The 26,230-nt window shown below is 69.9% G+C and carries 25 protein-coding genes and 5 tRNA genes; 15 read left to right on the top strand and 15 right to left on the bottom strand.

Translation table 11 applies throughout. The features are described 5' to 3' along the window. Positions 1-38 precede the first annotated feature (38 nt). From Q664_RS10215 to Q664_RS10175, 9 genes are all read right to left on the bottom strand, one after another. Positions 39-114 (bottom strand) — tRNA-Thr (locus Q664_RS10215). 21 nt (positions 115-135) lie between these two features. Next, a tRNA-Gly gene (locus tag Q664_RS10210) sits at positions 136-211 on the bottom strand. Between the two features lie 8 nt (positions 212-219). Further along, a tRNA-Tyr gene (locus Q664_RS10205) sits at positions 220-303 on the bottom strand. 82 nt (positions 304-385) lie between these two features. After that, positions 386-458, bottom strand: a tRNA-Thr gene (locus Q664_RS10200). 129 nt (positions 459-587) lie between these two features. Continuing rightward, positions 588-1,436 carry a 23S rRNA (guanosine(2251)-2'-O)-methyltransferase RlmB gene (rlmB, locus tag Q664_RS10195; RefSeq protein WP_043392839.1) on the bottom strand — a complete coding sequence of 283 codons (849 nt, stop codon included), beginning with the start codon at positions 1,434-1,436 and terminating at the stop codon, positions 588-590. Positions 1,437-1,442: 6 nt separating this feature from the next. Next, positions 1,443-1,895 carry a protein-disulfide reductase DsbD family protein gene (locus Q664_RS10190; protein WP_043392803.1) on the bottom strand — a complete coding sequence of 151 codons (453 nt, stop codon included), beginning with the start codon at positions 1,893-1,895 and terminating at the stop codon, positions 1,443-1,445. 72 nt (positions 1,896-1,967) lie between these two features. Continuing rightward, the gene (locus Q664_RS10185) at positions 1,968-2,930 is read right to left on the bottom strand and encodes a RimK family alpha-L-glutamate ligase (RefSeq protein ID WP_052517925.1); all 963 of its coding nucleotides are present in this window, start codon (positions 2,928-2,930) and stop codon (positions 1,968-1,970) included. Positions 2,931-2,995: 65 nt separating this feature from the next. Then, entirely contained in the window at positions 2,996-4,318 is a 1,323-nt protein-coding gene (gene cglB, locus Q664_RS10180) for an adventurous gliding motility lipoprotein CglB (RefSeq protein ID WP_043392799.1), read from the bottom strand. 126 nt (positions 4,319-4,444) lie between these two features. Beyond that, entirely contained in the window at positions 4,445-4,837 is a 393-nt protein-coding gene (locus Q664_RS10175; RefSeq protein WP_043392797.1) for a DsrE family protein, read from the bottom strand. A 119-nt stretch (positions 4,838-4,956) separates the two neighbouring features. Here Q664_RS10175 and Q664_RS10170 point away from each other — a divergent pair, with 119 nt between their 5' ends. The 4 genes from Q664_RS10170 to hrpB all read left to right on the top strand — a co-directional run bounded on the left by Q664_RS10170 (position 4,957) and on the right by hrpB (position 10,306). Then, positions 4,957-5,598: a HEAT repeat domain-containing protein gene (locus Q664_RS10170; RefSeq protein WP_052517924.1), complete on the top strand. Its 642-nt coding sequence runs from the start codon at positions 4,957-4,959 to the stop codon at positions 5,596-5,598. 151 nt (positions 5,599-5,749) lie between these two features. Then, positions 5,750-6,454: an HAD family hydrolase gene (locus tag Q664_RS10165; RefSeq protein WP_043392795.1), complete on the top strand. Its 705-nt coding sequence runs from the start codon at positions 5,750-5,752 to the stop codon at positions 6,452-6,454. Positions 6,455-6,526: 72 nt separating this feature from the next. Then, positions 6,527-7,582, top strand: coding sequence for a hypothetical protein (locus tag Q664_RS10160; protein WP_043392792.1), 1,056 nt, complete (start codon positions 6,527-6,529; stop codon positions 7,580-7,582). Between the two features lie 159 nt (positions 7,583-7,741). Further along, positions 7,742-10,306 carry an ATP-dependent helicase HrpB gene (gene hrpB, locus Q664_RS10155; protein WP_043392790.1) on the top strand — a complete coding sequence of 855 codons (2,565 nt, stop codon included), beginning with the start codon at positions 7,742-7,744 and terminating at the stop codon, positions 10,304-10,306. A 124-nt stretch (positions 10,307-10,430) separates the two neighbouring features. On the opposite strand, the gene Q664_RS10150 is transcribed toward hrpB, so the two are convergent. Then, complete coding sequence (locus Q664_RS10150) at positions 10,431-10,907, bottom strand: GNAT family N-acetyltransferase (protein ID WP_043392830.1); 477 nt, start codon at positions 10,905-10,907, stop codon at positions 10,431-10,433. 81 nt (positions 10,908-10,988) lie between these two features. Between Q664_RS10150 and Q664_RS10145 the strand changes: the two genes are divergently transcribed. From Q664_RS10145 to Q664_RS10135, 3 genes are all read left to right on the top strand, one after another. Continuing rightward, positions 10,989-12,152: an MFS transporter gene (locus Q664_RS10145; RefSeq protein ID WP_043392785.1), complete on the top strand. Its 1,164-nt coding sequence runs from the start codon at positions 10,989-10,991 to the stop codon at positions 12,150-12,152. A 13-nt stretch (positions 12,153-12,165) separates the two neighbouring features. Next, complete coding sequence (locus Q664_RS10140) at positions 12,166-13,233, top strand: hypothetical protein (RefSeq protein ID WP_043392782.1); 1,068 nt, start codon at positions 12,166-12,168, stop codon at positions 13,231-13,233. Positions 13,234-13,375: 142 nt separating this feature from the next. Next, positions 13,376-14,155, top strand: a complete 780-nt coding sequence (locus tag Q664_RS10135; protein WP_043392779.1) for a hypothetical protein — start codon at positions 13,376-13,378, stop codon at positions 14,153-14,155. Between the two features lie 71 nt (positions 14,156-14,226). Here Q664_RS10135 and fdxA read toward each other — a convergent pair whose 3' ends face one another. The 4 genes from fdxA to Q664_RS10115 form a co-directional block, all read right to left on the bottom strand. Continuing rightward, positions 14,227-14,562 carry a ferredoxin FdxA gene (gene fdxA / locus Q664_RS10130; RefSeq protein WP_043392776.1) on the bottom strand — a complete coding sequence of 112 codons (336 nt, stop codon included), beginning with the start codon at positions 14,560-14,562 and terminating at the stop codon, positions 14,227-14,229. Between the two features lie 98 nt (positions 14,563-14,660). Further along, positions 14,661-15,749, bottom strand: coding sequence for an aspartate-semialdehyde dehydrogenase (gene asd / locus Q664_RS10125; RefSeq protein WP_043392774.1), 1,089 nt, complete (start codon positions 15,747-15,749; stop codon positions 14,661-14,663). A 112-nt stretch (positions 15,750-15,861) separates the two neighbouring features. Continuing rightward, entirely contained in the window at positions 15,862-16,215 is a 354-nt protein-coding gene (locus Q664_RS10120) for a rhodanese-like domain-containing protein (protein ID WP_043392827.1), read from the bottom strand. A gap of 98 nt (positions 16,216-16,313) precedes the next feature. Beyond that, a complete protein-coding gene (locus tag Q664_RS10115) occupies positions 16,314-17,468 on the bottom strand; it encodes an acyl-CoA dehydrogenase family protein (protein ID WP_043392771.1) in 1,155 nt (384 codons plus the stop codon). Positions 17,469-17,598: 130 nt separating this feature from the next. On the opposite strand from Q664_RS10115, the gene Q664_RS10110 reads away from it, so the two are divergent. The 3 genes from Q664_RS10110 to Q664_RS10100 all read left to right on the top strand — a co-directional run bounded on the left by Q664_RS10110 (position 17,599) and on the right by Q664_RS10100 (position 20,005). Then, positions 17,599-17,670 (top strand) — tRNA-Cys (locus Q664_RS10110). Positions 17,671-17,685: 15 nt separating this feature from the next. Continuing rightward, on the top strand, positions 17,686-19,317 hold the full coding sequence (locus tag Q664_RS10105; RefSeq protein WP_084609692.1) for a M20/M25/M40 family metallo-hydrolase: 1,632 nt from the start codon (positions 17,686-17,688) through the stop codon (positions 19,315-19,317). A gap of 64 nt (positions 19,318-19,381) precedes the next feature. Next, a complete protein-coding gene (locus Q664_RS10100; protein WP_326938687.1) occupies positions 19,382-20,005 on the top strand; it encodes a Uma2 family endonuclease in 624 nt (207 codons plus the stop codon). Positions 20,006-20,312: 307 nt separating this feature from the next. Here the strand turns inward: Q664_RS10100 and Q664_RS10095 are convergent, their stop codons facing one another. After that, positions 20,313-20,864: a hypothetical protein gene (locus Q664_RS10095; protein ID WP_043392765.1), complete on the bottom strand. Its 552-nt coding sequence runs from the start codon at positions 20,862-20,864 to the stop codon at positions 20,313-20,315. 265 nt (positions 20,865-21,129) lie between these two features. Between Q664_RS10095 and Q664_RS10090 the strand changes: the two genes are divergently transcribed. From Q664_RS10090 to Q664_RS10070, 5 genes are read left to right on the top strand one after another with little or no spacing between them, the layout of a single operon-like run. Further along, entirely contained in the window at positions 21,130-22,149 is a 1,020-nt protein-coding gene (locus tag Q664_RS10090) for a hypothetical protein (RefSeq protein ID WP_043392761.1), read from the top strand. Next, positions 22,131-23,405: a condensation domain-containing protein gene (locus tag Q664_RS10085; RefSeq protein ID WP_043392759.1), complete on the top strand. Its 1,275-nt coding sequence runs from the start codon at positions 22,131-22,133 to the stop codon at positions 23,403-23,405. The genes Q664_RS10090 and Q664_RS10085 overlap by 19 nt, the downstream gene beginning before the upstream one ends. Further along, a complete protein-coding gene (locus Q664_RS51885; protein WP_052517922.1) occupies positions 23,402-24,013 on the top strand; it encodes a methyltransferase family protein in 612 nt (203 codons plus the stop codon). The genes Q664_RS10085 and Q664_RS51885 overlap by 4 nt, the downstream gene beginning before the upstream one ends. A 6-nt stretch (positions 24,014-24,019) precedes the next feature. After that, entirely contained in the window at positions 24,020-25,003 is a 984-nt protein-coding gene (locus Q664_RS10075) for a fatty acid desaturase family protein (protein ID WP_043392756.1), read from the top strand. Next, positions 25,000-26,229: a CapA family protein gene (locus Q664_RS10070; RefSeq protein WP_043392752.1), complete on the top strand. Its 1,230-nt coding sequence runs from the start codon at positions 25,000-25,002 to the stop codon at positions 26,227-26,229. Before Q664_RS10075 ends, Q664_RS10070 begins: the two co-directional genes overlap by 4 nt. Position 26,230 lies beyond the last annotated feature (1 nt).

Genomic DNA, 26,230 nt, shown 5'->3' with positions numbered 1-26,230 from the left:
GTCGAACTTTTCCTTGGACATAACGCTCCTCGAAAAAATGGAGCCCCGAACCAGGATTGAACTGGTGACCTCATCCTTACCAAGGATGCGCTCTGCCAACTGAGCTATCGGGGCTTGTATCTGCGACTACAACACTGGAGCGGGAAATGGGACTCGAACCCACGACATTCAGCTTGGAAGGCTGACGCTCTACCAACTGAGCTATTCCCGCGATTGCGATGGAGGGAGTTGGATTCGAACCAACGAAGGCGTAGAGCCGGCAGATTTACAGTCTGCTCCCTTTGGCCGCTTGGGTATCCCTCCGCAACGCCGTCTTCAACTACCGCGAAACCACTGTTCTTCCTACTGCTTTTTTGCCTCGGGCCCTCATCCGCGGCCCCGTGCTGGCCGGCGGCGGGATTTGAACCCGCGACCTACTGATTACAAATCAGGTGCTCTACCAGCTGAGCTACACCGGCATCCATCACTCCGGCTGCTTCCCCATCCCGCCCGTCCCACCGACTGGGAACCGCCAACCGCCCGTCCCGTCGAGGCGCGCCCTTTTAGAAGTCCCCGCCCCCCAAGTCAAGCGGTTTGATCCGGGCGGTTCAACTTCCGGCACCGGGACGTGACGTCCCCCGCTGCCGGGCGGCCTCGTATAGCAGAATCGACGCCGAAACGGACGCATTCAGGGAACCGACCTGACCGAGCATCGGAATCCCGAGCCGGAAGTCACAGTGCTCCAGCACCCCCTGGCGCACGCCTGCTCCCTCGGCCCCCACCACCACGGCCAGAGGCCCGTCCAGCCGGGCGCTCCACAGAGGCTGCTTCGAGTGAGGGTCCGCCGCGGCGATCCACACCCCGGCTTCCTTCAACTCCTCCAGGGTCCGAGAGAGGTTGACCACCCGCGCGATGGGACAGTGCTCCACCGCCCCCGCGGACGCCTTGGCCACCACCCCCGTCACCGGCACCGCCCGGTCCTTGGCGATGACCACCCCGTGCGCTCCCATCGCGTGCGCCGAACGGATGATCGCCCCGAAGTTGTGCGGATCCTGGATGCCGTCCAGCACCACCAGCAACGCGGGACGCCCGCTCTTCCCGGCCGCCTCCAGCAGCTCCTCCAGCTCGGCGTATTCGAAGCCCCGCAGCTCGGCCACCACGCCCTGGTGAACCCCACCATCGGCCAGCACCGCCAGCCGCTCCCGGGGCACCCGCTCCACCCGGATGCCCGCGTCCCTCGCACGGCTGAAGATCTCCGCCGCCGCCTTCGCGGCGAGTTGCCCCTCGGTGACGAAGAGGCGCTCCACCCGCTCCGCGTGTGCTCGCAAGGACTCGAGCACCGGGTTCACCCCGTAGACGTAGCGCTGCTCGCTCCGTTCCGCGCCGCGCTCGCGCCCTCCCCCACGCTCCCCACGCTGCTCTCCGCGCTCACTGCCCCTGGACGATCGCTGGCGCACCACGGACTAGAGAACCTCGACGGGCAGGGAGAACGTCTTCTGCTGACGGGCGCACAGCTGATCCGAGCAGATGAAGAACGTCAGCTTCGCCTCCAGCGTGCCCTTGCCGGCCGCCGTGGCCTTGAACGGCACCTCGAAGCGGGGATCCACGAACTGCTGCCCCTGCGCCTTCTTGGCCACCGAGTCCTTCAGCGCCAGCTTCTCCTGCGCAGGTGCCAACTGCGCGCCGCCCTTGAGCTCCAGCTTCAGCGGCGCCTCGTCGGAGACGTGGGCGCCCGGCTTGCTCTTGATGGACAACACGAACACGCCCTGCTCCCCCGCCTTCACCTTGGTGGAGGTGCCCTCCGTGCTCACCTCATAGAGGGTGGCCGGATTCACCTGCTCCTCGGCGTGGGCCTGGGTGCTGGCAATGGCCACCAGCGCGGCGGCCAGGGAAGTGATGCGTCGCAAGTGCAGCATGGTTCGTTCTCCTCACGGAAAAGCGGGGGCACCCTATCACCGACCCTCCGACGTCCGGGGGCCTCTTTCTGTTCATGCCTCGCCCACGGAGGCCTTGGGCCTCCGCTTGCGCCTGGATGGAGTACGCGGCTCCGGCTCCGGAACCCCCACCCTCGGACCCCCGGCCACCAGTTGCTCGGCGCGCTCGATGATGATGCCGGCCAGATCCAACCCCGTGGCCGCCTCCATCTCCGGAAGCGCCGGCGAGCTGTTCACCTCGAAGACCTTGGGGTGCCCCTCCTGCACGTCCAGCAGATCCACCGCCGCCACCTCCAACCCCACCAGCGTCGCCGTCCGCTCCGCCGCCTTCCGCTGGGACTCCGTCAACTCGATGCGCTCCAGCCGGGCTCCCCGGTTGAGCGTGTAGGACAGCCGGCCCACCCTCGGACGGCGCCGCACCGCCGCCACCGCCCGGCCTCCCACCACCACCACCCGCACATCCTGTCCCTTGTTCTGTACGTACTGCTGGACGACCAGGTTGTGCCCCAATCCGAGGATGGCCTCGAGCGCAGCCTCCAGGGACTGGAGGCTCTCGCACACCATCACCCCGTGCTTCTCCTGGCCCTGCAGCAGCTTCACCAGCACCGGCACGCCCCCCACCAGGCCCACCATCGCCTTGAGGTCCGCGGCGTCACGCGCCATCACCGTCGCCGGGATGTCGATGCCGTGCGCCGACAGCAACTGCAGCGAGCGCATCTTGTTGCGCGACTCGGCGATCGCCCGCGCCGTGTTCACCAGCGGAACCCCGCACATGGCGAACTGATTCACCACCGCCAGACCGTAGTTGTTGATGGATTGGGCGATGCGCGGGATGACCACGTCGCACGGGGACAGCTTGCGGCGCCGGTAGTACAGGTTGGCGCGCTGCCCATCCAGGTGCATCTCCACCCGGACCGGGTTGAGCACACGCACCTGGTGCCCTCTCGCGCGCCCGGCCTCGACCAGACGCTTGGTGGATGAAATGGAGGCGGAGCGCGAGAGGATGGTGATCTTCATGGGCGGCCAGGGCGGGCGCCGGAGACATAGCCCCGGCACCTCACCACGTAAAGCCGCCCCGAAGGCTACCGCTTCTGAACGGCACGAACCTCGATGTTCACCTTGTTCGCCGAGGTGGAGGCCTCGATGCGAGCACACGTATCGCCCTGGAAGCGGATACCGTCTTCCGTCAGGAGCCAGGTGTTCGCACCCGGAGCGAGACGCTCCTTGTTGACGTAGACCACCACCAGTTCCTGGGAAGTCGGCGCCTGGCCGTCAGCGAACGCCAACAGGCAGGGGTCCGTCACCTGGATGGTCTCGCTGATCTTCCGCAACGCAGCCGACAGCTCTTCCGCGTTGGCCGCCTGGTAGAAACGGCGGTTGCACAGCTCGCTGGCCGTGTCACACGTATCACCCGCGCCGCAGTCCGCGTTCGTCTTGCAGGTACGCGAGAAGCCACCCTGCTCGGCCATGGCATTGAGAATCGCCGTTCCATCTCCGGTGGCCAGTTCCGCGCCGAAACCGATGACGATGGTCTTGATGTTCGCGTCCTTCAGCGCCTTCACCGCCGACACCGAGCCATCGCTGTCGAGGCAGCCCAGCTTGTTGTACGGGTCATACGTGCACAGGGACGTCCCGCTCAGGGTGCCCAGCGTGCATTTGCAGCCCGCGTTCGGGTAGGGGGTCGGGAATTGCAGGCTGCAGTTGGGAAGGCCGTCCGTCAGCAGCAGCACGAAGCTGGAGCGGGCGTTCGTCTGCAGTTCCGGCAGCGTGAGCATGTACTTGAGGCTGTCATTGGTGGGCGTACCGCCCTCCGGCTTCTGGACCCCCGTCGTGGACGAGGCGTTCTTGATGGCCTGCAGCTTGGTGTTCACATCCGTGGCAGTGGCCTTGAGCGTGGCCTCGTCATCCGCGTCCGAGGGCGGGAGCGGCACGGTGATTCCGGCCGTGCCGCCACACTTGTAGACCTTGTCCGCATTCAGATCCGGGTAGGTGGCCAGTCCGATGCGCGCAATACCACCGCTGTCGGTGAGGAACGAGCTCATCGCATGCTGCAGCGACGTCCAACGCGTGGGGCACCTGCCCGGGGGCGCGCCGCCCGTGTCGCACGGGAAGGACTCGTTCACGCCGCAGATATCACCGCTGGCCGTGCCACCCCGCCGGCACACGTACGTCCCCACCGAATCCCGAAGATTCTCGTTCACCGGCAGCGTCATCGAACCGGACGTGTCCACCAGCATCATCAGGTTCGGCTTGGCGTTGCGCGCGCTGATTTCGCGCGTCTCCGTCGTCTGCGAGATGGCCAGTGGCTCCACCGGCTCGAAGTCATACGTCTGGCAACCGGTGGCGAGAACACCACCGACCGTGCCCAACACGAGGGCCCTCAGGAGAGTCAGCTTGGCGCGCATAAGATTGAAAATCGCTCCTCGGAATCACGCGCGGGTTCCTCCCGCGCTCACCAGGGTCCGGCCCCGAAAGCGTGCCGACAATACCCTCTCCCGCGCGCCCTCGGCCAGCAGCAATCCAGTGCCTCCCTAGAGAGCAAGGGTGCGTGCACCTGCCGTCAATCTCCACAGCGACGCCAGTCCCATCACCTCGTCCAGCGTCCCCTTCAGTTCCTCCGGCGAGTATCCGCAGATTCTTACCGTGGTATCGCACGCCACCAGCTTCGCCCCCAACGCCCGCGCCTCCTCGAGCATCCGCGCCGGCACCGGAACCCCCAACCCCTGCGCCCTCGCACTCTCCGACAACTCCTTCTCCGTGTGCGGCTGACCGAAGCTCCCCCTCACCAGCGCCCTCAAGGCATCGAAGGCGAAGACGAAGTACACCTCGTCCCCCATCGCCGCCGCGGTGATGCCCATCGAGGCGGCCTGGAACGCAGGCTCATACGTGGCGTGCTGCAGGAAGAAGAAGACGCGGCCGGCCATAAGGCGCGCGACAATACAAGAATCCACTTTCAGCAAAAGGCACTCGGGGTGCGTCGTATCCGACCGGGCCTCCAGCCTATAAACGGGCTCCGTTGACGCCCAAACGAGGGAGCTCCCCCGTGTCCTTCTCCCCACTGCCTTTCCCGGCCCGCTCCGGCTCGCACCGCCGTCCGTCCACCGCCTCCCTGGCGTCCACCTGTGCGCTCGCCGCGCTGCTCCTGACGGGCTCCTCCCACCTCGGCACGGCCTCCGCTGCATTGATGCCGCCCTCCTCCCCCAGTGCGCCCCAGCCCCATGGCTCGCTCCATGAGGAGATCCTCCGCCTGCTCGACAGCCCCGACGCGCTCCCTCGTGAATCCGACTGGGCCCGGCTCGGTCCCGAGGCCCTCTCCGAGCTCCTCGGAATCGTTACCCACCCGAGCTCCCCCGAGCCCCAGCGCTCCCGCGCCGTCGCCGCCCTCGCTGTCGTCGCCCACCCCGAGGCCTCCCAGCGCCTCCAGGAGATGCTCCGCAGCCCCGTCTCCTCCGTCCGCGCCGCCGCCACGCTCGCGCTCGGCCGCCGCTCCGGACTCGAGGCCGTTCCCGTCCTCGCTCCCCTCCTCGCCGATCCCAATGAGCAGGTCCGCGCCACCGCCGCGCAGACCCTCGGACGCATGGGCGGGGCCGAGGTCCGCAAGGCCCTCGAGGAACGGCTTTCTCTCGAGGAGAGTCTCGCCGTTCGCGAGGCCATCCAGCAGGGGCTGAGTTACGTCGAACCGTAGTTGTTGCGTCCGCGCAGACCCTCACCCCAACCCTCTCCCAGAGGGAGAGGGGGCGCTACCCTCACCCCCGTCCCCTCTCCCGGAGGGCGAGGGTGTGGATGCTCCCAGGACAAACAGGGAGGCGCTCGCATCGGACCCGGCCTTCCGTTAGATGGGGGCCATGCGCCCCACCGTGCTCCTCTTCGACATCGATGGCACCCTCGTCACCACCGGCGGTGCCGGCCGCCGCTCCATGGCGCTCGCCTTCCAGGCCCTCCACGGCCGCCTCGATGCCTGTGACTCCTTCAGCATGTCCGGCATGACCGACCGCGCCATCGTCCGCAAGGGACTCGATATCATCGGCGCCCACCCCTCCTCCGACGCCATCTCCGCCGTCATCGACTCCTACCTCCTCCACCTCGCCCAGGAGGTCCCCCTCGTCGACGAGCGCGACTACCGCCTCCACCCCGGCATGCGCGAGGCCGTCGACGCCGCCCTCTCCCGCCCCGGTTTCGCCGTCGGCCTCGGCACCGGCAACGTCCGCCAGGGCGCTCGCATCAAGCTCGAGCGCGTCCGCATCCACGACCGCTTCTCCTTCGGCGGCTTCGGCTGCGACCACGAGGACCGCGTCGAGCTCATCCGCCATGGCGCCCAGTCCGGTGCCTCTCAGCTCGGAGTCCCCCTCCAGGAGTGCCGCGTCGTCGTCATCGGCGATACCCCCAAGGACGTCGCCGCCGCCAAGGGCATCGGCGCCTCCTGCATCGGCGTCGGCACCGGTAGCTTCACCCCCGACGCCCTCCTCTCCTGCGGCGCCGACTACGCCTTCCCCGACTTCACGGCCCGCGAAGCGCTCGCCGCCCTGCTCGACGGCCGCTGAGCCCCACCCCCACCCTCCCCCGGCGTGTGGTATCTCCCGCCGCCCCGCCCAGGACCCGAGGAGCCCCTCCCCATGTCGCTGTCCACCCTCGAAGCCTACGATCTCGTCCGTTTCGCCGAGGCCATCGACTCGCGCCTCGCCGCCGCCGATGAGCTGCTCGCGGGCCGCCCGGGTCTGGAGCGCGAGAAGGAGTGGCTCTCCTCCGCCATCCAGATCGTCCGCTCCGAGCGCGCCCCCGCTCCCGCCCTCCTCGAAAAGGTCCGCGATCTCCCCGAGCTCGAGGAGGTCCGCGAGGAGTTCGCCTTCAACCTCCAGAACCTCTGGGTCGACTCCCTCGAGAAGCTCCACGCCGGCATCACCTTCTGCGCCAGCAGCCGCTCCCCCGTCATCGAGGCCCTCTTCCCCCACCTCAAGTTCCCCCAGCTCCGCCGCGCCTCCCGCGAGGCCATCCAGGAGTTCGCCGCCGGCTACGAGCGCCGCCTCAAGTCCTCCTACGTCTCCCGCATCCTCGCCCGCGACGACTTCTCCTTCGTCCGCCCCGTGCTCGATCAGGTCGCCACCGCCTACTCCACCTGGCAGGCCTGCTTCGCCCCCGTCCAGCTCCCCCACGAGCAGGCCGCTCCCCTTCGCGCCGAGCTCATCGCCCTCGGCAAGAAGCTCGACATCGCCCTGCGTCAGGCCCGCTGCCTCGCCGAGGCCTCCCTCGCCCCCATCCCCGATGCCTTCGAGAACTCCGGCCTCGCCGCCAAGCCGCGCAAGCGCGCCGCCCGCGGGCTGCCGTTCATCGACCCCGCCGAGCTGGGGGCCACTGAAGCCGGTGCCTCCGAACCCGAGCCCGAGTCCGAGGCCACCGAGGCCGTTCCCCTCCAGACCGACTCCGCCGAGCCCAGTGCCGCCGAACTGGCCGAGCTCGCCGCGCTTTCCGGTGCCGCGCCCTCCGAGCCAGAATCCCCAGTGGCCCCCGACGCTCCGCCCGAGCCTCCTCCCGCTCCGGTAGCAGCCGCCGCTCCCGAGGCCCCTCCCGCTCCCGAGCCCACTCCCGCTCCCCCGGCCGCCGAGCCCGCGAAGGCTCCCTCCAAGCGCGGCCGCAAGAAGAATGACCCCAAGTCCACCTCGGAATCGGCCTGAAAGCCGTGGCCCCGGACTACCCAAGAGGGTGTTGAACTGGAACGGCCGCTTCGGAAGGTGCGCCTGCCGCCCCCTCACTCGTAGTCGACTACGAGTGATGTAGGCCACAAACACACACCACTCGTAGTCGACTACGAGTGGTTCCAAGAGGAATCGGCCATGGCCGACGTCGCCCTTCCCATCGATCCCCTCCTGCCCGAGATCGTCTCCACCCTGCGGGGCGCGAACTCGCTCGTGCTCGAGGCCCCTCCCGGCGCCGGCAAGACGACCCGCGTCCCCCGTGCCCTCCTCGAGGCCGGCCTCGGCCAGGGCAAGGAGATCGTCGTCCTCCAGCCCCGCCGCCTCCCCACCCGCCTCGCCGCCCAGCGCGTCTCCGAGGAGATCGGCGAGCGCGTCGGCGAGACCGTCGGCTACCAGGTCCGCTTCGAGGATGTCCGCGGCCCCAAGACCCGCCTCTCCTTCGTCACCGAGGGCGTGCTCGGCCGCCGCCTCCTCTCCGATCCCACCCTCCGCGACGTCGGCGTCGTCGTGCTCGACGAGTTCCACGAGCGCCACCTCTCCGCCGACATCTCGCTCGCCCTCCTGCGCCGCCTCCAGCAGGGCCCCCGCCCCGACCTCAAGCTCGTGGTCATGTCCGCCACGCTCGAGGCCGCCCCCATCAGCGCCTACCTCGGCAACTGCCCCACCCTCCGCTCCGAGGGCCGCCGCTTCGATGTCAGCCTCGAGTACCTCCCCACCGCCGATGACCGCTACCTCGATGCCCAGGTCCTCTCCGGCATCAAGCGGCTCCACGCCAACGGCCTCGACGGCGATGTGCTCGTGTTCCTCCCCGGCGCCGGCGAAATCCGCCGCGCCATGGACACCTGCTCCGAGTTCGCCGGACGCCACGGCATCGACCTGCTCCCCCTCCACGGCGACCTGCCCCCCGCCGAGCAGGACCGCGCCGTGCGCCGCGGCTCGCGCCGGAAGATCATCCTCTCCACCAACGTCGCCGAGACCTCCGTCACCATCGACGGGGTCGCCGCCGTCATCGACTCCGGCCTCGCCCGCGTCGCCTCGCACTCGCCCTGGTCCGGCCTGCCCATCCTCAAGCTCTCCAAGGTGAGCCGCGCCTCCGCCACCCAGCGCGCCGGCCGCGCCGGCCGTACCCGCTCCGGCCACTGTCTCCGCCTCTACACCCAGCACGACTTCGACGGCCGCCCCGACCAGGACGCCCCCGAAATCCGCCGCATGGACCTGGCCGAGACCGTCCTCTCCCTGCGCGCCGCCGGCATCACCGACCTCGTCTCCTTCCCCTTCTTCGAGCCCCCTCCCGCCGCCTCCCTCGAGGCCGCCGAGAGTCTCCTGCGCCGGCTGGGTGCTGTGGCCTCCAACGGGTCCGTCACCCCCATCGGCCAGCGGCTCCTGCGCTTCCCCCTCCACCCCCGTCAGGCCCGCATCATCGTCGAGGGCGAGAAGCGCGGTGTCGGCGCCGACGCGGCCCTGCTCGCCGCCCTCGTCGGTGAGCGCGACATCCGCCGCGAGGCCCGCACCAACCTCTCCGGCCCCGGCCGTGCCGCCAACGTCGTCGCCGGGCCCTCGGATCTGCTGGAGCTGCTCGAGCGCTTCCGCCAGGCCGAGCGCTCCAACTTCTCCTCCGGCCGCGTCCAGTCGCTCTCCCTCGAGCACGGCGCCGTGCAGGCCGTGGACCGCGTTCAGCGCCAGCTCCGGCGCGCCGTCCGCGAGCAGGGGCAGCGGCCCTCCCGCCCCGAGGACGTGGAACAGGCCCTCATGCTCAGCGCGCTCGCCGGCTACCCGGACCGCGTCGCCCGCCGCCGCAAGCCCCGCTCCCCCGAGCTCCTCCTCTTCGGCGGCGGCACCGCCCAGCTCTCCGACGTCAGCGTCGTCCAGGAGCCCGAGCTCATGATCGCCGTCGACGCCGAGGAGCGTCCCGGCCGCGGCGTCATCATCCGCATCGCCAGCGCCGTCGAGCCCGAGTGGCTCCTCGACCTGTACCCCGATGCGCTGGAAGAGGTCGATGCCCTCCAGTGGAACCCCTCCTCCAAGCGCGTCGAGCGCATCACCCGCATGTCCTACGGGAATCTCGTCCTCGAGGAGACCCGGACCCCCGCTCCTCCCTCCGAGGCGGCCGCTCGCGTCCTCGTGGAACAGGCCCTCGCCGCCGGGCCCGACCGCTTCGCCGACCCCGAGGCCCTCGTGCAGTGGCGCACCCGCGTCGCCCTGCTCGCCCAGGCCTTCCCCGAGGCCGGTTTCCCCACCGTCGACGAGGCCTTCATGCGGGACTCGCTCGCCTCGCTGTGCGCCGGGGCTCGCAGCTTCGCCGACCTCGAGGGGGTTTCGTTGCTCGATGCCCTGTATTCACGGCTGACCGCGGAACAGGCACGGCTTCTGTCCAACCACGCCCCCGAGAAGGTCTCCCTCCCTGGTGGGCGCACCTCCAAGGTTCATTACGAGCCCGGGAAGCCCCCCTGGGTCGAGTCGCGGCTTCAGGACTTCTTCGGCATGGCCCAGGGGCCCAGTGTCTGTGCTGGCAGGGTTCCCCTCGTGCTCCACCTGCTCGCTCCCAACATGCGCGCCGTGCAGGTGACCACCGACCTCGCCGGATTCTGGGAACGGCACTACCCGTCCCTCCGCAAGGAGCTTTGCCGGAAGTATCCGAAGCACAGCTGGCCCGAGGATCCGCGTCATGCGCAGACCCCGGCCGAACGTGGACGGCGGATTTGAGCTGACCCTCACCCCAACCCTCTCCCAGAGGGAGAGGGGGCTTCACGCGGGCACAACCCGGGGTCCTGGCACCCTCACCCCGTCCCTCTCCCGGAGGGCGAGGGGATATTGACGGTGTGGCCGACTACAGCTTCTTGCGCATCTCCAGGTGCTCGATTCCCGCTTCCTGGAAGACCTCGCCCAGCGCCTCGTAACCCTGCTTCTTGTAGAACTCCAGCGCGTACAACTGCGAGTGCAGCATGATGCCGCTCACTCCCCGCCGGCGCGCTTCGTCCTCCAGCGTCGTCAGCAGCATCGCGCCCACTCGCGCCTTCCGGTGCGCCTTCAGCACCGCCATGCGGCCGATCTGCCCCCACGTCCCCGTCTCTCCCGGCGGCGGCTCGGGCAACATCACCAGACGCCCCGTCCCGATGGCGTGCCCACCCTGGAACGCCAACACGTGGTACGCCTTCGCGTCCTCGGCATCCCGCTCGATGCCCTCGGGCACGTGCTGCTCCTCGATGAACACCACCTCGCGGATGGCGAGCGCCTGAAACAACTCAGCCTCATCCTTGATCTGCGCAATGGTGACGGGCGGCTGCGGGATCTCCGGGGTCGACATGGCGATGGCCACCGTACACAAATCCAGGCGGGGCAAACAGACGAAAAGGCACCCCACCGTGCTAAGCGCCCCCCCGACTCGATGCTCCCTTCCCAGGCCACCGGACGCCTCCCCCTCATCGGCTTCTACGCCCTCTACTTCTCCATCACCGGCATCGTCCTGCCCTTCCTCCCCGCCTACCTGAAATCCCTTACCCTCTCCGTCTCCCAGATAGGCCTCCTCCTCTCCCTCAGCCCCCTGCTCGCCCTCGTCGCGCCCCACCTCTGGGGCCACCTCGCCGATCGCACCGGCCGCCCCCACCACGTCCTCTCCGCCGTCTGCGCCGGTGCCTGCCTGGGCTTCATCCCCCTCCTCTTCGTCGAGCGCTTCCCCACCCTCGTCGCAGCCCTCGCCGCCTACGCCTTCTTCGCCTCCTCCATCACCCCCCTCATCGACAGCCTCGCCCTCCAGCACATCGCCCGCACCGGTGGCTCCTACTCCCACCTGCGCCTCTTCGGCTCGCTCGGCTTCGTCCTCTCCTCCACCCTCTTCGGCCTCTCCGTGGAGTCCGTGGGCCGGGCCACCGTGCTCGCCGCCTTCTCCCTCCTGGTCACCCTCACCCTCTGGAGCTTCACCCTCCGTGACTCCAGCGGCCCCACGGCCCGGGCTCCCGTCCACCCCCTCGCCGGGCTCCAGCTCCTCGCCGACAGGGAGCTGAGCTGGCTGCTCGCCGCCTGCGCCCTCCATTGGATCGCCTGCGCCCCCTACCACGGCACCTTCTCCATCTTCGTCGGCTCGCTCGGCCTGCCTCCCTCCGTGGTGGGCATCGCCATGGGGCTCGGGGTCACCGCCGAGGTGCTCGTGATGCTCCTCTACCCCCGCGTGGCCGACCGCATCTCCCCTCGCAATCTCCTGGTGCTCGCCTTCACCGCCAGTGCCCTGCGCTGGGCCGGGCTCTCCCTCGCCACCTCCCGGGGCGTCATCGCCGCCCTCTCCCTGCTCCACGGCCTGTCCTTCGGCGTCTTCTACGTGGCCAGCATCGCCTTCGTCGTCCGCCGCGTCCCCCCGCACCTGCGCGCCTCCGGCCAGGGACTCTTCGCCGCCATCACCTTCGGCCTGGGGGGACTCGTGGGCTACTCCTCCGCCGGGGCCGGCTACGACTGGCTCGGGGGGCACCGCCTCTTCGCCGCCGCCGCCGTCCTCGAGCTGGCCGCCGCCGCGCTCGTCCTCCGCATCCCGCCCCAGGAGTCCCGCCTCCCGGCGTGATAGCCTGTGCCCGATGCGATCCGCGCTCCTCGCACTCGTCCTCTGTCTCTCGTCCCTCCCCGCCGCCGCCCAACCGGAGGTCTTCTTCGGCTCCGGTAACGACGTGCCCAACATCAAGGAGGAGGACTTCGACCGCCGCTTCCTCAGGACCGGCCTCTACCAGGCCCTCAACCAGGGAACGAACGATCCCAACTGTGCCCAACTCCTCGGCGGGCTGCTCACGCTGCTCGGCGAGACCGCGCCCCTGCTGCACAAGCGCGACGAGAACTTCTTCCTGGATCCCCTGCTCGTCCAGGCGCTCAACACCCAGCTGAGCACCCCGCGCTTCCAGGCCAACGCGTACCTGGTGGCCATGGTGCGCCGCGTGCTGATCGACCGGAAGCTGCCGCCCAACTGGTTCCAGACCGCCGCGGCCCTCGGGCCCGTGGTGCTCACCATCGACGTGGGCAAGCTGCGCTTCCTCTCCGAGGGCCTCCAGCCCATCGACAGCTTCTTCCTCACCCTGCCCGCCCTGCGCGATCGCTATGAGATCGAGGTCCGCCGCGCCAACGCCACCGCCGCCCGCTCCGCCGAGAAGATGTTCCGCGAGAGCTACCTCGACCGGCAGGTGGCCTTCGGGGGCCTCGAGTTGCTCGACCTCGACATCGAGAAGCCCAAGAAGAAGCCCAAGAAGAAGCGCAAGGGCCAGCCCATCATCGAGGAGGAGCCCGAGCCGCTCGTGGCCGTGGCGAAGCTGATCTGGTACCCGTTTCCCGCTGAAGAGAACGAAATCAACCCCTTCGGCACGCCGAAGAAGCGCCCCTCCGTCATCATCACCGCGAAGCTCGCGCCCCAGCAGTACCTGGACCTGAGCCGCATCCCCAAGGGCACCCAGTTGATGGTGCGCGGGCGCTTCTGGGGCTTCAAGAAGGCGGTGGACGAGGTGGAGCTGCGCGACGGGCTCATCTTCCAGGATCGCAACTGGTCCCAGGGCAACGTGCTGGCCGATCCCAACGCCGTGTTCCGCTGCCCCCTCGCCGTCAACGAGCTGATGGGCGTCACCCCCGAGCAGTCGGGCGCCTTCGGCAAACCGAGCCGGTAGCACCCCGGAGCAGCGGGGGTGGGCGTCTCGCCGGTGGGCTCCCCGTCCACGGTCCGGGAGTCCACCCCCGTGTCCCTCCGTCGAGCCCCCCTGGCATGGGCCGTGCTCTCCCTCGGGTCCCACCCCGCACCACGAGGGACCCATGAAGGTCGACGGACACCCCGAGACAGCACAAGCCAGGCCCGCCTCGGACAAGGGCCGTTTCCAGGAAGCACTGAAGAAGGCCCCGCCGGAGACGGTGAAGGCTCCACTCCAGGGAGGACAGGCCGCCCGGAGCCTCGTCACCGCGCTCGTCACCACTGCAAAGGGAGCCACCGGAGCCATGGCCGCCACCGCGCTGGCGCGGACACCGCCGCGAGGCGCCATCGCCAGCGCCGAGCACCTCGGTCAGGTCCGCCAGGGCCTCCATACCGAGGCCCACCGGCTCCGGGACGTGCGAGGAGACGCCCACCAGACGCACCAGGAGCGGGTGCAGCAGCGCGTGACCGACCTCATCGCCCGGGAGCTCGCCCGGGAGCCACGCGCGGAACCGGTGGCTCCCCGCTCGGCACCCACCACGCCGGGCCCCGAGACCCCCACCTCGCGCCTCCCCGAGGAGGCCGTCTCCGCCACGGGGAACCCACCACCGGGAGGCGTCGGAGGCTCGGCCGCCGTGGAGCCGTCGAACCCGGAGGTCCGCGTGCAGGCGGCCCTGGAGCTCATCGAGCAGATCGAGGTGTTCGTGAAGTCGCAGCGGCCCGCGCTGGCGATGCGCCTGGGAGGAGCGCTGGATGCCACCGTGGAGGTGGAGCGCACGGGCGAGCGCGAGGTGTCCCTGCGCATCCAGGGGCGCCGCGGACCCCTGCCCCAGAAGGACCTGGTGCGCATCCGCGAGGAGCTGGCCGCTCGCGGGCTGAAGCTCAGTGCCCTGCTGGCATCCTGAGCCGGACTCCGGACATGGAAAAGGCCCTACCGCCTCTCGGCGGAGGGCCTCGGACGCCTCGGACAACGGGACTACTTGCCGGGCTTCTCCAGGAGCATCTGGCGCTTGCCCTTCTTGTCCTTGAACTCCTCGGCCTCGGGCAGGGACGCCTTCTTCTCCGCGATGTTCGGCCACTGGGTGGCGAACTTCGCGTTCAGATCCTTGTACTCCTTGTACTCGCCGGGCAGATCCGACTCGGGGAAGATCGCCTTGGTGGGGCACACCGGCTCACACGCACCGCAGTCGATGCACTCGTCCGGGTGGATGACCAGGAAGTTGGCGCCCTCGTAGAAGCAGTTGACCGGGCAGACCTCGACACAGTCGGTGTACTTGCACTTGATGCAAGGCTCGGTGACCACGTAAGCCATTGAAAAATCTCCTCTTGGACTGAGTCCGTGCGCGCGCGCACAGTACATGGGTTGGGACGGGGGGAGCACTCCCTAAATGAAGTACTCCTTGAGCCTACTCATCCCAGGAGCCCCTGGGCACGCATCAGTTCGGCTACCAGGATCGCTCCCCTGGCCGCTCCCATCTTCGTATTGTGGGACACGAGCAGGTACTTGAAGCCGTTCTCCAGCACGCCGTCCTCGCGCACCCGCCCCACCGTGGTGGCCATGCCGCCGTGCGTGTCCCGGTCCAGCCGAGGCTGCGGGCGGAACGGATCATCCAGCACCTCGATCCACCGGGGCGGAGCGGACGGCAGGTCGCGCGACACCTCGGCCCCCCGCCACTCGCGCATCGCCTGGACCACCTCGGCCACGGAGGCCTTGCTCGCCAGTGACACGAACACGGACTCGGTGTGTCCCTCCATCACCGCCACGCGGGTGCAGGTGCACGACACCCTCACATCATGCGAGGTGATGGCGGCTCCCGCGGCGTCCAGCGTGCCGAGGATCTTCTTGGTCTCCACCTGGACCTTCTCCTCCTCCTTGGGGATGAAGGGGATGACGTTGTCCAGGATGTCCAGGCCGATGACGCCGGGCGAGCGGCCCGCGCCGGACATGGCCTGCATCGAGGTCATCAGCACCGACTTGATGCCGAAGCGCTCGGCCAGCGGGGCCAGGGTGATGGCCATGCCGGTGGTGGTGCAGTTGGGGATGGGGACGATGTAGCCCTTCCAGCCGCGGCGCTTCTGCTGCTCGCGCACCAGCCGGGCGTGGTCGGCGTTCACCGGGGGGATGAGCAGCGGCACGTCCGCCTCGTAGCGGAAGGCGCTGGCCGCGGAGAACACGGGGATGTCCCGCGCCAGCCGGGGCTCCATGTCCTTGGCCACGTCCGACTCCACCGCCGAGAAGGCGATGTCGTAGTCCTTCGCCTGGACCTCCTCGCCACTCACCACCTTCATCTTCGCGATCGACGCGGGGAGCGCCTCGGGGACGAACCACGCCGTCATCCCGTTGGAGGCTTTGAGCGCCTCGGCGTAGGCCTTGCCCGCCGAGCGCGGCGAGGCCGCCAGGCCGGTGAGCTCGATGGTGGGGTGATCCTTCAGCGCGGCGATGAACTGCTGGCCGGCGAGTCCAGTGGCGCCAATGAGGACAGCGCGAAGCTTGGCCATGGTGTCAGACTCCCTTTCCAGTGGGGGGTCGAGAGGTGGGGCCCCTTTACACCCTTTGGCGCCGGACCGCTACGCACCGCGGCGAAAGCCTCACCCGCCCGGGCTCAGCGCCTCAGCACAGCCCGCTCGCCGAGGCTCCCGACAGGTGGCTCTCGGTGGGCAGGCCGTGGGTGATCCACCCCTGGAGGCCTCCCTCCAGGCACACCGCGGTGAGCCCCCGGTGGTTGAGCAGCCGGCAGGCGCGGCGCGCATCCGAGCCATCCGGAGAACACCCACACACCACGATCAGCTCGTCGTCGGGGAGGGCCCCCGAGTCCCGCAGAATCTCCTCGAAGGGCATCCACAGGGCACCGGGGATATGCAGGCCGTAGCGATCCCAATCCTCGGGATCACGGCAGTCGAGCACGAGTACTTCCTCGTCTCCGAGCCGGACATAGAGCTCGGTACAAGGCATACGGGGATCCACCACCCGGACCTCCTGCTGCGGTGTCTGTCCCGCAAAACGAGGAGCCCCCTCATTCCCCTTCCCCGGGGCCCGCCTGCCCGTCCCCTCCCCGCGTCCGCCTAGAGGCCGAGCTGCTTCGCGATGATCTCGTTCATGATCTCACTGGTGCCCCCGCCGATGGGGCCCAGGCGCGCGTCCCGCCAGTGGCGCTGGATGTCGTACTCCATCATGTAGCCGGCGCCGCCGTGGAGCTGGAGGCACGCATCGGCCACCCGGCAGGCCGTCTCGGTGGCCACCTTCTTGGCCATGGACGTCTGGGCGATGGCGTACTCGCCCCCCACGTGCAGGCGCAGCGCGTGGTAGGTGAGCTGACGCGCGGCCTCGAAGTCGGTGGCCAGCTCGGCGATGCGGTGCCGCACCACCTGGAACTCGTGGAGCGCGTGGCCGAAGGCCCGCCGGTCCTTCACGTGGGCCATGACGACCTCCAGCATCTCCGCCATGGCCCCGAGCGCCCCCAGGGCGAGCGACAGGCGCTCCCACTGGAAGTTGCCCATGATCTGATAGAAGCCCTGCCCCTCCAGGCCGCCGAGCAGGTTGGCCGCGGGCACCCGGCAGTCCTCGAAGAAGAGCTCCCCGGTGTCCGAGGCGCGCCACCCGAGCTTCTTGAGCTTGCGCCCCACGGAGAAACCAGGCGTGCCCTTCTCCACCACCAGCAGGGACAGGCCCTTGTGCCCGGCGTCCGGGTTCGTCTTCACCGCCAGCACGACGAAGTCCGCCCGGACGCCATTGGTGATGTAGGTCTTCGAGCCGTTGACGACGTAGTGGTCCCCGTCGCGGCGGGCGGTGGTGCGCAGGCCCGCCACGTCCGAACCGCCATTGGGCTCGGTGATGCCGAGCGCGCCGATCTTCTCCCCCCGGATGGCGGGGGCGAGGAAGCGCTGCTTCTGCTCCTCGGTGCCGAACTTGTGGAGGGGGCCGGTGGCGATGGTGTGCTGGGCCCCCAGGCCGGCCGCGACGCCACCCGAGCCGCAGCGCCCCATCTCCTCGAGCAGCACCGCCTCGTAGAGTTCCCCGGCGTTGGAACCTCCATGGACCTCCGGGTACTTGAGACCGAGGAAGCCCAGCTCGCCGAAGCGGGTGAAGAGCTCCCGGGGGAACTCCTCCTGCTCCTCCCACTGGGAGGCGAAGGGCTTCAGCTCCTTTTCCACCACCGCCCGGACGGTGCGGCGGAAGGCCTCGTGCTCCTCCAGGTACAGCCCATAACCCTGCAGCATCGTTGAAGTTCCTCCGGTGGCTGGCGGGACCGCTCGGCCGGGATGCTACCGGACATGGATGTGCACGCTCCCCACTCTCCTGTCTTGACCCGGCTGTTTCGGGTTCATATAAGGCGTACACGCTTCTCGCGGCGCCATAGCCAAGTGGTAAGGCAAAGGTCTGCAAAACCTTCATTCCCCGGTTCGAATCCGGGTGGCGCCTCACAGCAAGGGCCCGATGTGGACTCCGGTTCACATCGGGCCTTCGTGTTTCCGGAGTCTGGCAGGATGGCGGCCCCACTCTTCCTGGAGCCTCTGCCTGAGCACCGCCTCCTCCCGCCGGCTGCTGTCGTCCCTCCTGTCCCTGTCCCTTCTCGGCGCACCGGCCCTGGCGGCCGAGCCCTCCAAGCCCGCGGCGAAGGCCTCGGACGCCTCGCGGGCCGAGGCGGCACGGCTGGTGGGCGCCTTCCTCGGGGACACGCCGCTGCTGAGCGATCTGCAGTCCCTGGTGGACGAGGTGGGCGGGAGGGCCACGGGCTCGCCGGCGAACCTGCGCTCCGTGGAGTGGGCGCTCGCGCGCTTCCGTGAGGCGGGCGTCGACGCGCGCAAGGAGCCCTTCCAGATGCCGGGCCTGTGGCTGGAGCGCTCGGCGTCCGCCACCCTGCGCGGCAAGGGGCTGGAGTTCTCGCCCCGCATCGCGGCCATGCCCTTCTCCACCGCCACGCCCAAGGGTGGGCTGACGGCCCCGCTGCTCGACGCGGGCAGGGGCACGGAGAAGGACTTCAAGGCGCTCGGGGGGAAGGCGAAGGGCGCGTTCCTGCTCGTGGACACGACGGAGCTGAAGAACGTGGACGACCTGTTCCGCGAGTACGCCGAGGCCGCGGAGATCGAAACGCGGGCCTTCGCGGCCGGCGTGGCGGGCGTGGTGTACGTGGGCTCGAGGCCCAACAACCTGCTCTACCGGCACAACGTGTCGGTGGGCATGGGCAACACGCGGCCCATGCTGGTGATGGAGCGGGACGGAGCGCTGCGCGCCCAGCGCCTGCTGCGCACGGGCAAGGCGCTGACGCTCACGGCCGAGCTCGAGCTCCAGACCGGGCCGGCCTACGAGAGCTACAACGTCATCGGGGAGATCCGCGGCAGCACGCGCCCGGACGAGGTGGTGGTGCTGGGCGCGCACCTGGACTCGTGGGACCTGGGCACGGGGGCGCTGGACAACGGGGCGAACGTGGCGGCGCTGATCGACGTGGCGCGGCAGATGAAGCGGCTGGGGATCAAACCGGCGCGCACCCTCCGCTTCGCGCTGTGGAACGGCGAGGAGCAGGGCATGTACGGCTCGGAGGGCTACGTGAAGACGCACGAGGCCGAGCTGGACAAGCACGTGATGGCGTCCTCGTTCGACATCGGCTGCGGACGCATCAACGGATTCTTCACGGGAGGCCGCCCCGAGCTGCCTCCCCTGGTGGACCAGGCGCTCGAGCCGGTGAAGGGACTGGGCCCGTTCACGCAGGTGGACGCGCCGATCGTGGGCACGGACAACTTCGACTTCATGCTGCAGGGCGTGCCCAACCTGGTGGCCAACCAGGAGCCGGCGCTCTACGGCCCGAACTACCACGCGCGCTCGGACGAGCTGGACAAGTGCGATCCGCAGCAGTTGCGGCTCAACACGGCCGTCGCGGCGGCGCTGGCCTACGGCTTCGCGCAGATGGACGCGAAGCTGCCGCGCCAGTCACGCGCGCAGGTGGAGGAACTGGTCCGCACCACGGACCTGGGCCAGCAGATGAAGAGCTTCGGCAACATGTTGGAGGAGTGGACGTCCGGGAAGCGCGGACGGAAGTCCAACACCTCCGCGGGCCCGGCGAACCGCTGACGTGTTCCGTGGCCATCGGGGCGGTGGCGCCTCGACGGCTCCGGGATTGCACAGGGCGAGGGTCATGCTGAAATCTCCACGCATGGCTCCCGGTCGTCCTCCTGATCCACCGTCCACCGAACGGAACGCCCCGTCCATCGAGGCGGCCTTCCAGGCAGTGCCCCCTGAGATGGTGGCGGAAATTCTCAACGGCGAGCTGCACGTCAGCCCCCGCCCGGCCCGCCCGCATGCCAACGCAACGATACGTCTGAGTACCCTCCTCTCGATGCCCTTCTTGTTCGGCACAGGGGGCCCGGGCGGGTGGGTCCTCCTCTACGAACCTGAACTCCACCTCGGCCCCCGACCAGACAAGCTCGTGCCAGACATCGCCGGGTGGAGGCGCGAGCGCTTGCCTGGGGCCATCGGGGGGGACGACGCCCCAGCACATTACGATCTCGCTCCAGATTGGGTGTGCGAAGTGCTCTCCAAGAGCACACGGCGCATCGACAAGATCCAGAAGATGCGCATCTACGCCCGGGAAGGCGTGCGGAACGTGTGGCACGTGGATCCAGTTGCCCAGACGCTCGAAATCTACCGGCTCGAGGGGCGCCACTGGCTGCTCGTCGATTCAGCCGCCGGAGACGAGCGGGTGCGCACCGAGCCCTTCGAGGCTTTCGAGCTCGACCTGGCGCTCGTCTGGGCCGAGTAGGCGTGGTGGTTGAGTTCGTCTGCTCGCCAGGGTGCCCGAGTGTACGGGGCATCTTGGTTACGGCCGCTCTTACCGTCGACTGCTGACGGCAGTGGGCACGCGGCGGGACTCTACGAGAGAGGCCACGCTGCTTCGCGCACTCGGTCGCCCGAGAATAGCTACCTTAGGACCGTTATGGTTGGCGTGTCGGACCCGTACGGCCGGACAACCCTGGCGAACAGACGAATCAACCACCACGCGTTCAGACGAGCATGATGTTCCTGACGCGTGAGCGGCACATCACCTGACAACAGTGCCGCTGATTGAATCAGCAGGCGCAGCCGGGCCCCTTGCGGCAGACCTTGCTGCACGAGATGCACGAGTCTCCGCAGGGACAGCCCTTCGTGCACACCTTGCAGCAGCTGCGCGCGGGCTCGACACTGCTGGGAGACTCCGACGACGAGGTGTCCTCCGGGTCTTCCCAACCCGTGCTCCGAGACGTGTCCGGCTGCGTGGAGGCGGGCGCCACCTTGTGCTCCGACGGCGACTGCGCAGGCTGACTCCGGAGCTGCCCGGCAACCTCCTCCGGAGATGACCGGGTGAGCGTATTCGCGCAGCGCTGAAGGTCCTCGGCGCTCGGAGCCTTGTCCTTCCCCGGCTGCTTGTGCCGCAGGCGCAACGCATCGGCCGCGCACGAGCAGAAGCTCAGGCGCTGCGCCTCGCCGATGCTGGCGTCGGACTTCTTGACCTTCTCGGAGCAGGTCAGGACGAAGGTCACGACCGCCTCGCTGGACAACTCTTGCGGCTCGAAGCGATTCGGAGTGTCAGCGAAAGCAGTGAGCGACAAACACAGCACGGCCATCAGCACGTGACGGGACATGGAGCCTCCGCCGAGCAGGATCGGCCGAGATTCGTCATGCCGTCAATCGTGGGGCCGGACTGGACGTTGATGAGGGCCAGCTCCCTCGACAGGGCCCCCATCCCTCTGATGCGCCTCGGCTGTGCAGGGGGCTTCAAACCCGTGTGCCAGGCGCTGTACGAGGGGCGGGCGAGCGAGGTTGCGTCCGGGCGGGAGCGGGGCCTTCCCGGCTGGCCTCAAGGATGTATTGCTAGCGCACATGGGCCGGGACCGGGCTGTTTCCCTGATGGACGACCTTCGCGCCGCCAACCCCAGCGAGCACACGCGCTGGCTGGCCGAGCCCGATGAGCCGGCCTTCCGCGAGCTGCTTCACGCGCGCTACGCGGAGACGTATTCCTACCCGTTCCTCTACGAGCCCGGCGGCGCCGTGCGGCTCTGGAGGGACGGGGCGCTGCTGAGCCTCGGCGAGTTCGACGCGCGGGGGGCGCTGCTGTGGCACACGGGCCTGTGGAGCAAGCCGGGGCGGGACTCGCTGGACTCGGGGCTCTCCGTGGCGCTGCCGAGCCGCCGCACCCTCATGGGCCGCGCCGAGCACGAGGCGCTGTGGGGCTCGCTGCTGGAGCGGCTCGGGCGCTGGGTGGGCTTCCTGCACCAGAACACCTCCACGCTGCACGTCATGGCGCAGCGCTACGCCTCGCGCTTCATGCGGGCGAGGCCCATGGGCCTCGTCGTCAACTACACGCGGGGCGAGACGGTGATTGGCGTGGAGGAGGCCTTGGGCGTGCCCATGCAGGCACTGGCGATGACGACGGTGCTCGCGCCCCCGCCGCCACGCCGGCGCTACCTGCCCGAGGGCCCGTGGGGGGAGTGGCTCGCGTCCATCCTGGCCGGGGTGGGGCTCGCGGAGTCGGTGGCCTTCACGCCGCTGGAGCGCCGGGCATGGAGGGAGGGCGCCGTGCTGCGTCCGCTCGACTGGAACGCGTCGCTGCGTCTGGAGCGGCGGGTCCTCGTGGGCTTCAGCGCGGAGGGCACCCCGGCGCTCACGTCGGAGCGGGCGCGCGTGGACCTCATCCACCTGCCCATGGGCGAGCCCCAGTGGGTGGCCGAGGGGACGCCGGTGCTCCTCGCGGCCGGCTTTCTTCCAACGGGCATCCGCCTCCACCAGCGCGAGCCGGATGAACTCGTCTTCCAATACGTGGCGGACCCGAGGGCCGCGTGCGAAGCCGTGAGCCGCGCCCGGCTGGACGGCGCGCGGGCCCGGGAACTCTTCGCGGGATGGATGGAGCGATGCGCGCGAACTTCGTAGACACGGTGATGGCGCGGCTGGATGGCGAGGTCGCCACCATCTGGGCCACGGTGCTGCTGCGGCTGGAGGACAGACCCGACGTGGCGCTCCTGCGCCGGGGGCTGCGCGCGCTGGTGCGGGAGAGCGAGCGCCTCAACGTGGCCTGGAACGACGCGCGCCGCGCATGGGTGCCCGCGGTGCGCGGGGACGCGGAGGTGGACGCGGCCCTGGTGGAAGGCGCGGAGCCCCTGTCCGAGCCCGACGCCGTGGCGCGAATCATCAACACACGGGTGGACCTCACGCGCGACGTGCCGCTGCGGCTGCACCTGCATCCCATGGTGGACGCGGCCCAGGGGCCCTGGCTGCTGGGCATCCAGTTGCACCACGCCATCGGGGACGCGAAGGCGCTGGCGCACCTGCTGGAGCGGCTGTGGTTGCTCTGCGCGGGACGCGGGCCGGAGTCGCGCCCGCTGGAGCCCTCGACGCTCACGGATGGCAAGGTGCTGCTCGCGGCGCTGCGCCAGCCTGGCGTGGTGCTGGGGCTCACGAGTCCGCGCCGGCGGCTCCTGGCGCAGCGCGGAATGGGGCTGCGCCGCAGTGGGGACACCGCCGGACACGCGCTCTCGGCCACGGCGCGGCTCACGCTTCCCCAGGGCGACACGGACCTCCATGCGTCGGAGGTCTTCTTCTCCGCGCTGCTCGCGGGCGTGGCGCTGCGAGAGTCCCCGGCGGACGGACTCATCCGCCTGCGCATGCCGGTGGACCTGCGGCGGATGCTGGGGCTCGGGCGGACGCTGGGCAATGGCTGCTCCGCGGTGCCGATTGAGATCTCCCTGAAGGAGGTCCGCGCCCGGCTGGAGGCCCCGCGCGAGCTGGCCCGCTTCCTCCGCTCCGAGGTGCAGCGGGTGCTCGATGAGGGCGTGCACTGGACGACGGCGCTGGAGTGCATGGCGGTGGCCCGGCTCGCACCGGCGCGGGTGCTGCGCGAGAACGCGCGTCCCGGGCTCATCGCCGAGCCCCGGACGAACACGCTCGTCGTCACCTACCTGGGACGGATGGACAAGCACTTCACGGAGGCGCCGTTCCGCATCCGCTCCATGCGCAGCCACACGGCCACCTGGGGCGCCACGGGCCTGTCGTTCGCGGACACGCTCAACATCAACACGGCGGCCTTCGAGGGCCTCTGGACGCGCGAGGAGTTGCGCGACTTCACGGAGCGCGTCGCCGGGTGGGCGTCCTCGGGCTTCGGCCTGCGGGCGGAGGTGCTCGCGCCATGATGGGGCTGCGCGAGGCGCCCGGGGTGTACCTGGGCTTCATCTCCCTGCACGTGCTCGCGGGGCACCTGGGCTCCAGCCTCGTCTACCGCCTGCGCTTCGGGCGCAGCCCGCTGGCCTACCGGAGCGCGGCGGCGGATTGCGCGCACACGCGCGTCACGCGGCGCATCAGTGGCGTCTCGCTGCTCTGGGCCGGCTCCGTGCTCGCGGCCGCGTTCTGGCCCGCGTGGTCCGTCATGTCCTGGGGACGGCCGCTGCTGCCCATTCCTCCGCTCGCGGGTTGGGTGCTCGGTGTCGTGGGGCTCCTGGGCATGCTGTGGGCCCAGTATGCAATGGGCCCGGCGTTCCGCATCGGCGTGGACGCGGGGGAGGCCCGGCCCGAGCTGCACGAGGGGGGACTCCACCGCTACTCGCGCAACCCCATCTACGTGTTCTCCTACCTGTACCTCGTAGGGGCTTCGCTCTGGGCTCCGTCCGTTGTGACGCTGGGCGCCTGTGCGGCGCTCGGGGGGCTCTTCCATCAACTGGTGCTCCAGGAGGAGCGGTTCCTCGCGGACCGCCTCGGTGAGCCCTACGCGCGCTATTGCCAGCGCGTCCCTCGCTACTTCTGACATGCCATGCAGCCAGCCCTCTCGCCTCCCGTTGATTCGCCCGGTGCCACGCCCCCGGAGCCCGGCCTCTCCCGCGCCGAGCTGGTGGAGCTGCTCCGCATCCGTCCTCTGCGCGCGGTGGGCATGGCGGCGCTGCACCTGGGTGTCTGGGTCGCGGCGGCCGTGGCCATTGCCCGCGCGGACAGCGTCTGGGTGAAGCTGCCGCTGTGGATGCTGGCGGGTGGGGCGGTGATGGGGCTCATCCAGCTCGACCACGACGCGTGGCACGACAACCTCTTCCCGAGGCCGTGGCAGAACCGCCTCTTCGGCAACGCGCTCAGCCTGCTCGTGGGCATCGCCTACGAGCCCATGCGCCATGATCACCTCGCGCACCACCGCTGGAACCGCACGGAGAAGGACCCCGACGCCTACAACGCGGGCCGCCGCTCGCTCGGGCTGTGCGCGCTCTTCTACGCCACCGTGCTGCTCGGCATCCCGCTGAGCCTCATCTACTTCAACGTCCTCTATCCGCTGCAGCACTTCTCCCGCGCGCGATTGCGCCGCCATGGCGCGGTGCTGCTCTGCTACGCGGGCTTCTACGCGGGGCTCTTCTGGCTGCTGTCGCGGCACGGGCTCGTCCCCGGCGCGGTGGAGTGCTGGCTGCTGCCGGTGCTCTTCGCCAGCCCCCTCAACGGCCTCAAGTCCATCGCGGACCACTACGCCAACACGTGGCGCGGGGACCGCTTCCACACCGCGACGACGGTGCGCGGCACGCGGCTCGTCACCTTCCTCTGGAACGGGCTCAACTACCACCTGGACCACCACCTCTACCCGCGCGTGCCCGGCTACAACCTCGCGAGGCTGCACACCCACCTGCGCCCCGGGCTGCTCGCGCGCGGCGCCCCCGTCTTCGATAGCTACCTCGACGTCATGGGACGCGCGCTGCTCGCCGGGCCCACCGTCGTGGACGAGGACGTGCGGCTCGTCACCCTGGAACGAAAGCGCCCATGAACGCCCTGCGCCAGCTATACGCGGACATCCGCTACGAGGACGGCCGCTGGCCGTTGTCCCGCTGGGACCTCAACCTGCGCTACATCGCCAAGAGCCTCCTCCACGTCCCCGAGCCGCGCCGCACCGAGGACGCCGAGCACTTCGCGCGCGTCGCCCGGCACCTCGCCTCCGGGAGCTGGAAGCCCGGCGCGCCCGCGGCGCTCAACCTGTGCGCCGTGGGCGATGTGATGTGGATTCGCAGCGGCTTCCGCGAGGCCCTCTCTCCGGGCGTGCGCGCGCTGATGGCGGACGCGCACGTGGCCTTCGCCAACCTGGAGACGCCCGTGGACCCGGCGCGGCCCGTGCCCCGGCTCGTCTACGAGACGCTCCACTACAACGCGCCGCCGGGCTACCTGGACGCGTGGGAGGGCACCGCGCGCCACCGCGTGTTCTCGCTGTGCAACAACCACGCGCTGGACCAGGGCGCGCAAGGGCTGGAGCGCACGCGCCAGAGCGTGCTGGCCCGCCCGGAGCACCGCTGCGTCGGAGGCCCCCGGGCGGAGGACGCGGTGGCGGGCCTGGAGGTGGCCGGGGTGCGCCTGGGCATCGCCGCGGTGACGTATGACATCAACCACCTCGCGGGGGCGCCGCCCGAGGGCGTTCCGGTGACGCGCCTGGGCAACCCGCTGCATGCGCCCGACTGGGAGCGGCTGGGCGCCCTCATCGACGCGGCGCGCGCGGTGGGGCCGGACCTCGTGGTGCTCATGCCGCACTGGGGCTTCGAGTACGAGTACTGGCCCGAGTCCCTCCAGCGCGAGCACGCCTACCGCCTCATCGAGCGCGGGGCGGACATCCTCCTGGGCTCCTCGCCGCACGTGCTGCAGCCCGTGGAGCTGGTCTCCATCGACGGCGGGGACCCCACGTGCCCCGCGCAGGTGCGCCGGGGAGGGCCGCCACGAGTGGGGCTCATCGCGTACTCGCTCGGCAACTTCCTGAGCATCATGCCCACGCGGGCGTGCCAGACGGGCGCGGTGCTGAAGCTCGCGCTCGCGCGGGACGCGGGGGGCCCCCTGCGCCCCGTGGACGTGCGCGCGGTGCCCACGGCGTGCGGGCGGGGCCTGGGCGGCGAGGGCTTCCTGGACGCGGGGGTCGTGGCGGTGGACGAGCTGGGCCTGGAGCGCGCGGCGCCGCACCTCGCGCACGCGCGGCGCACCCTGGGCGGACTGATTTCAACCCGGAGGGACTGAG

Source organism: Archangium violaceum Cb vi76 (assembly GCF_000733295.1).
Lineage (GTDB): Bacteria > Myxococcota > Myxococcia > Myxococcales > Myxococcaceae > Archangium > Archangium violaceum.
Note: the sequence above shows the minus strand (reverse complement) of the source record. Positions and strands in the feature narration are given on the sequence as shown.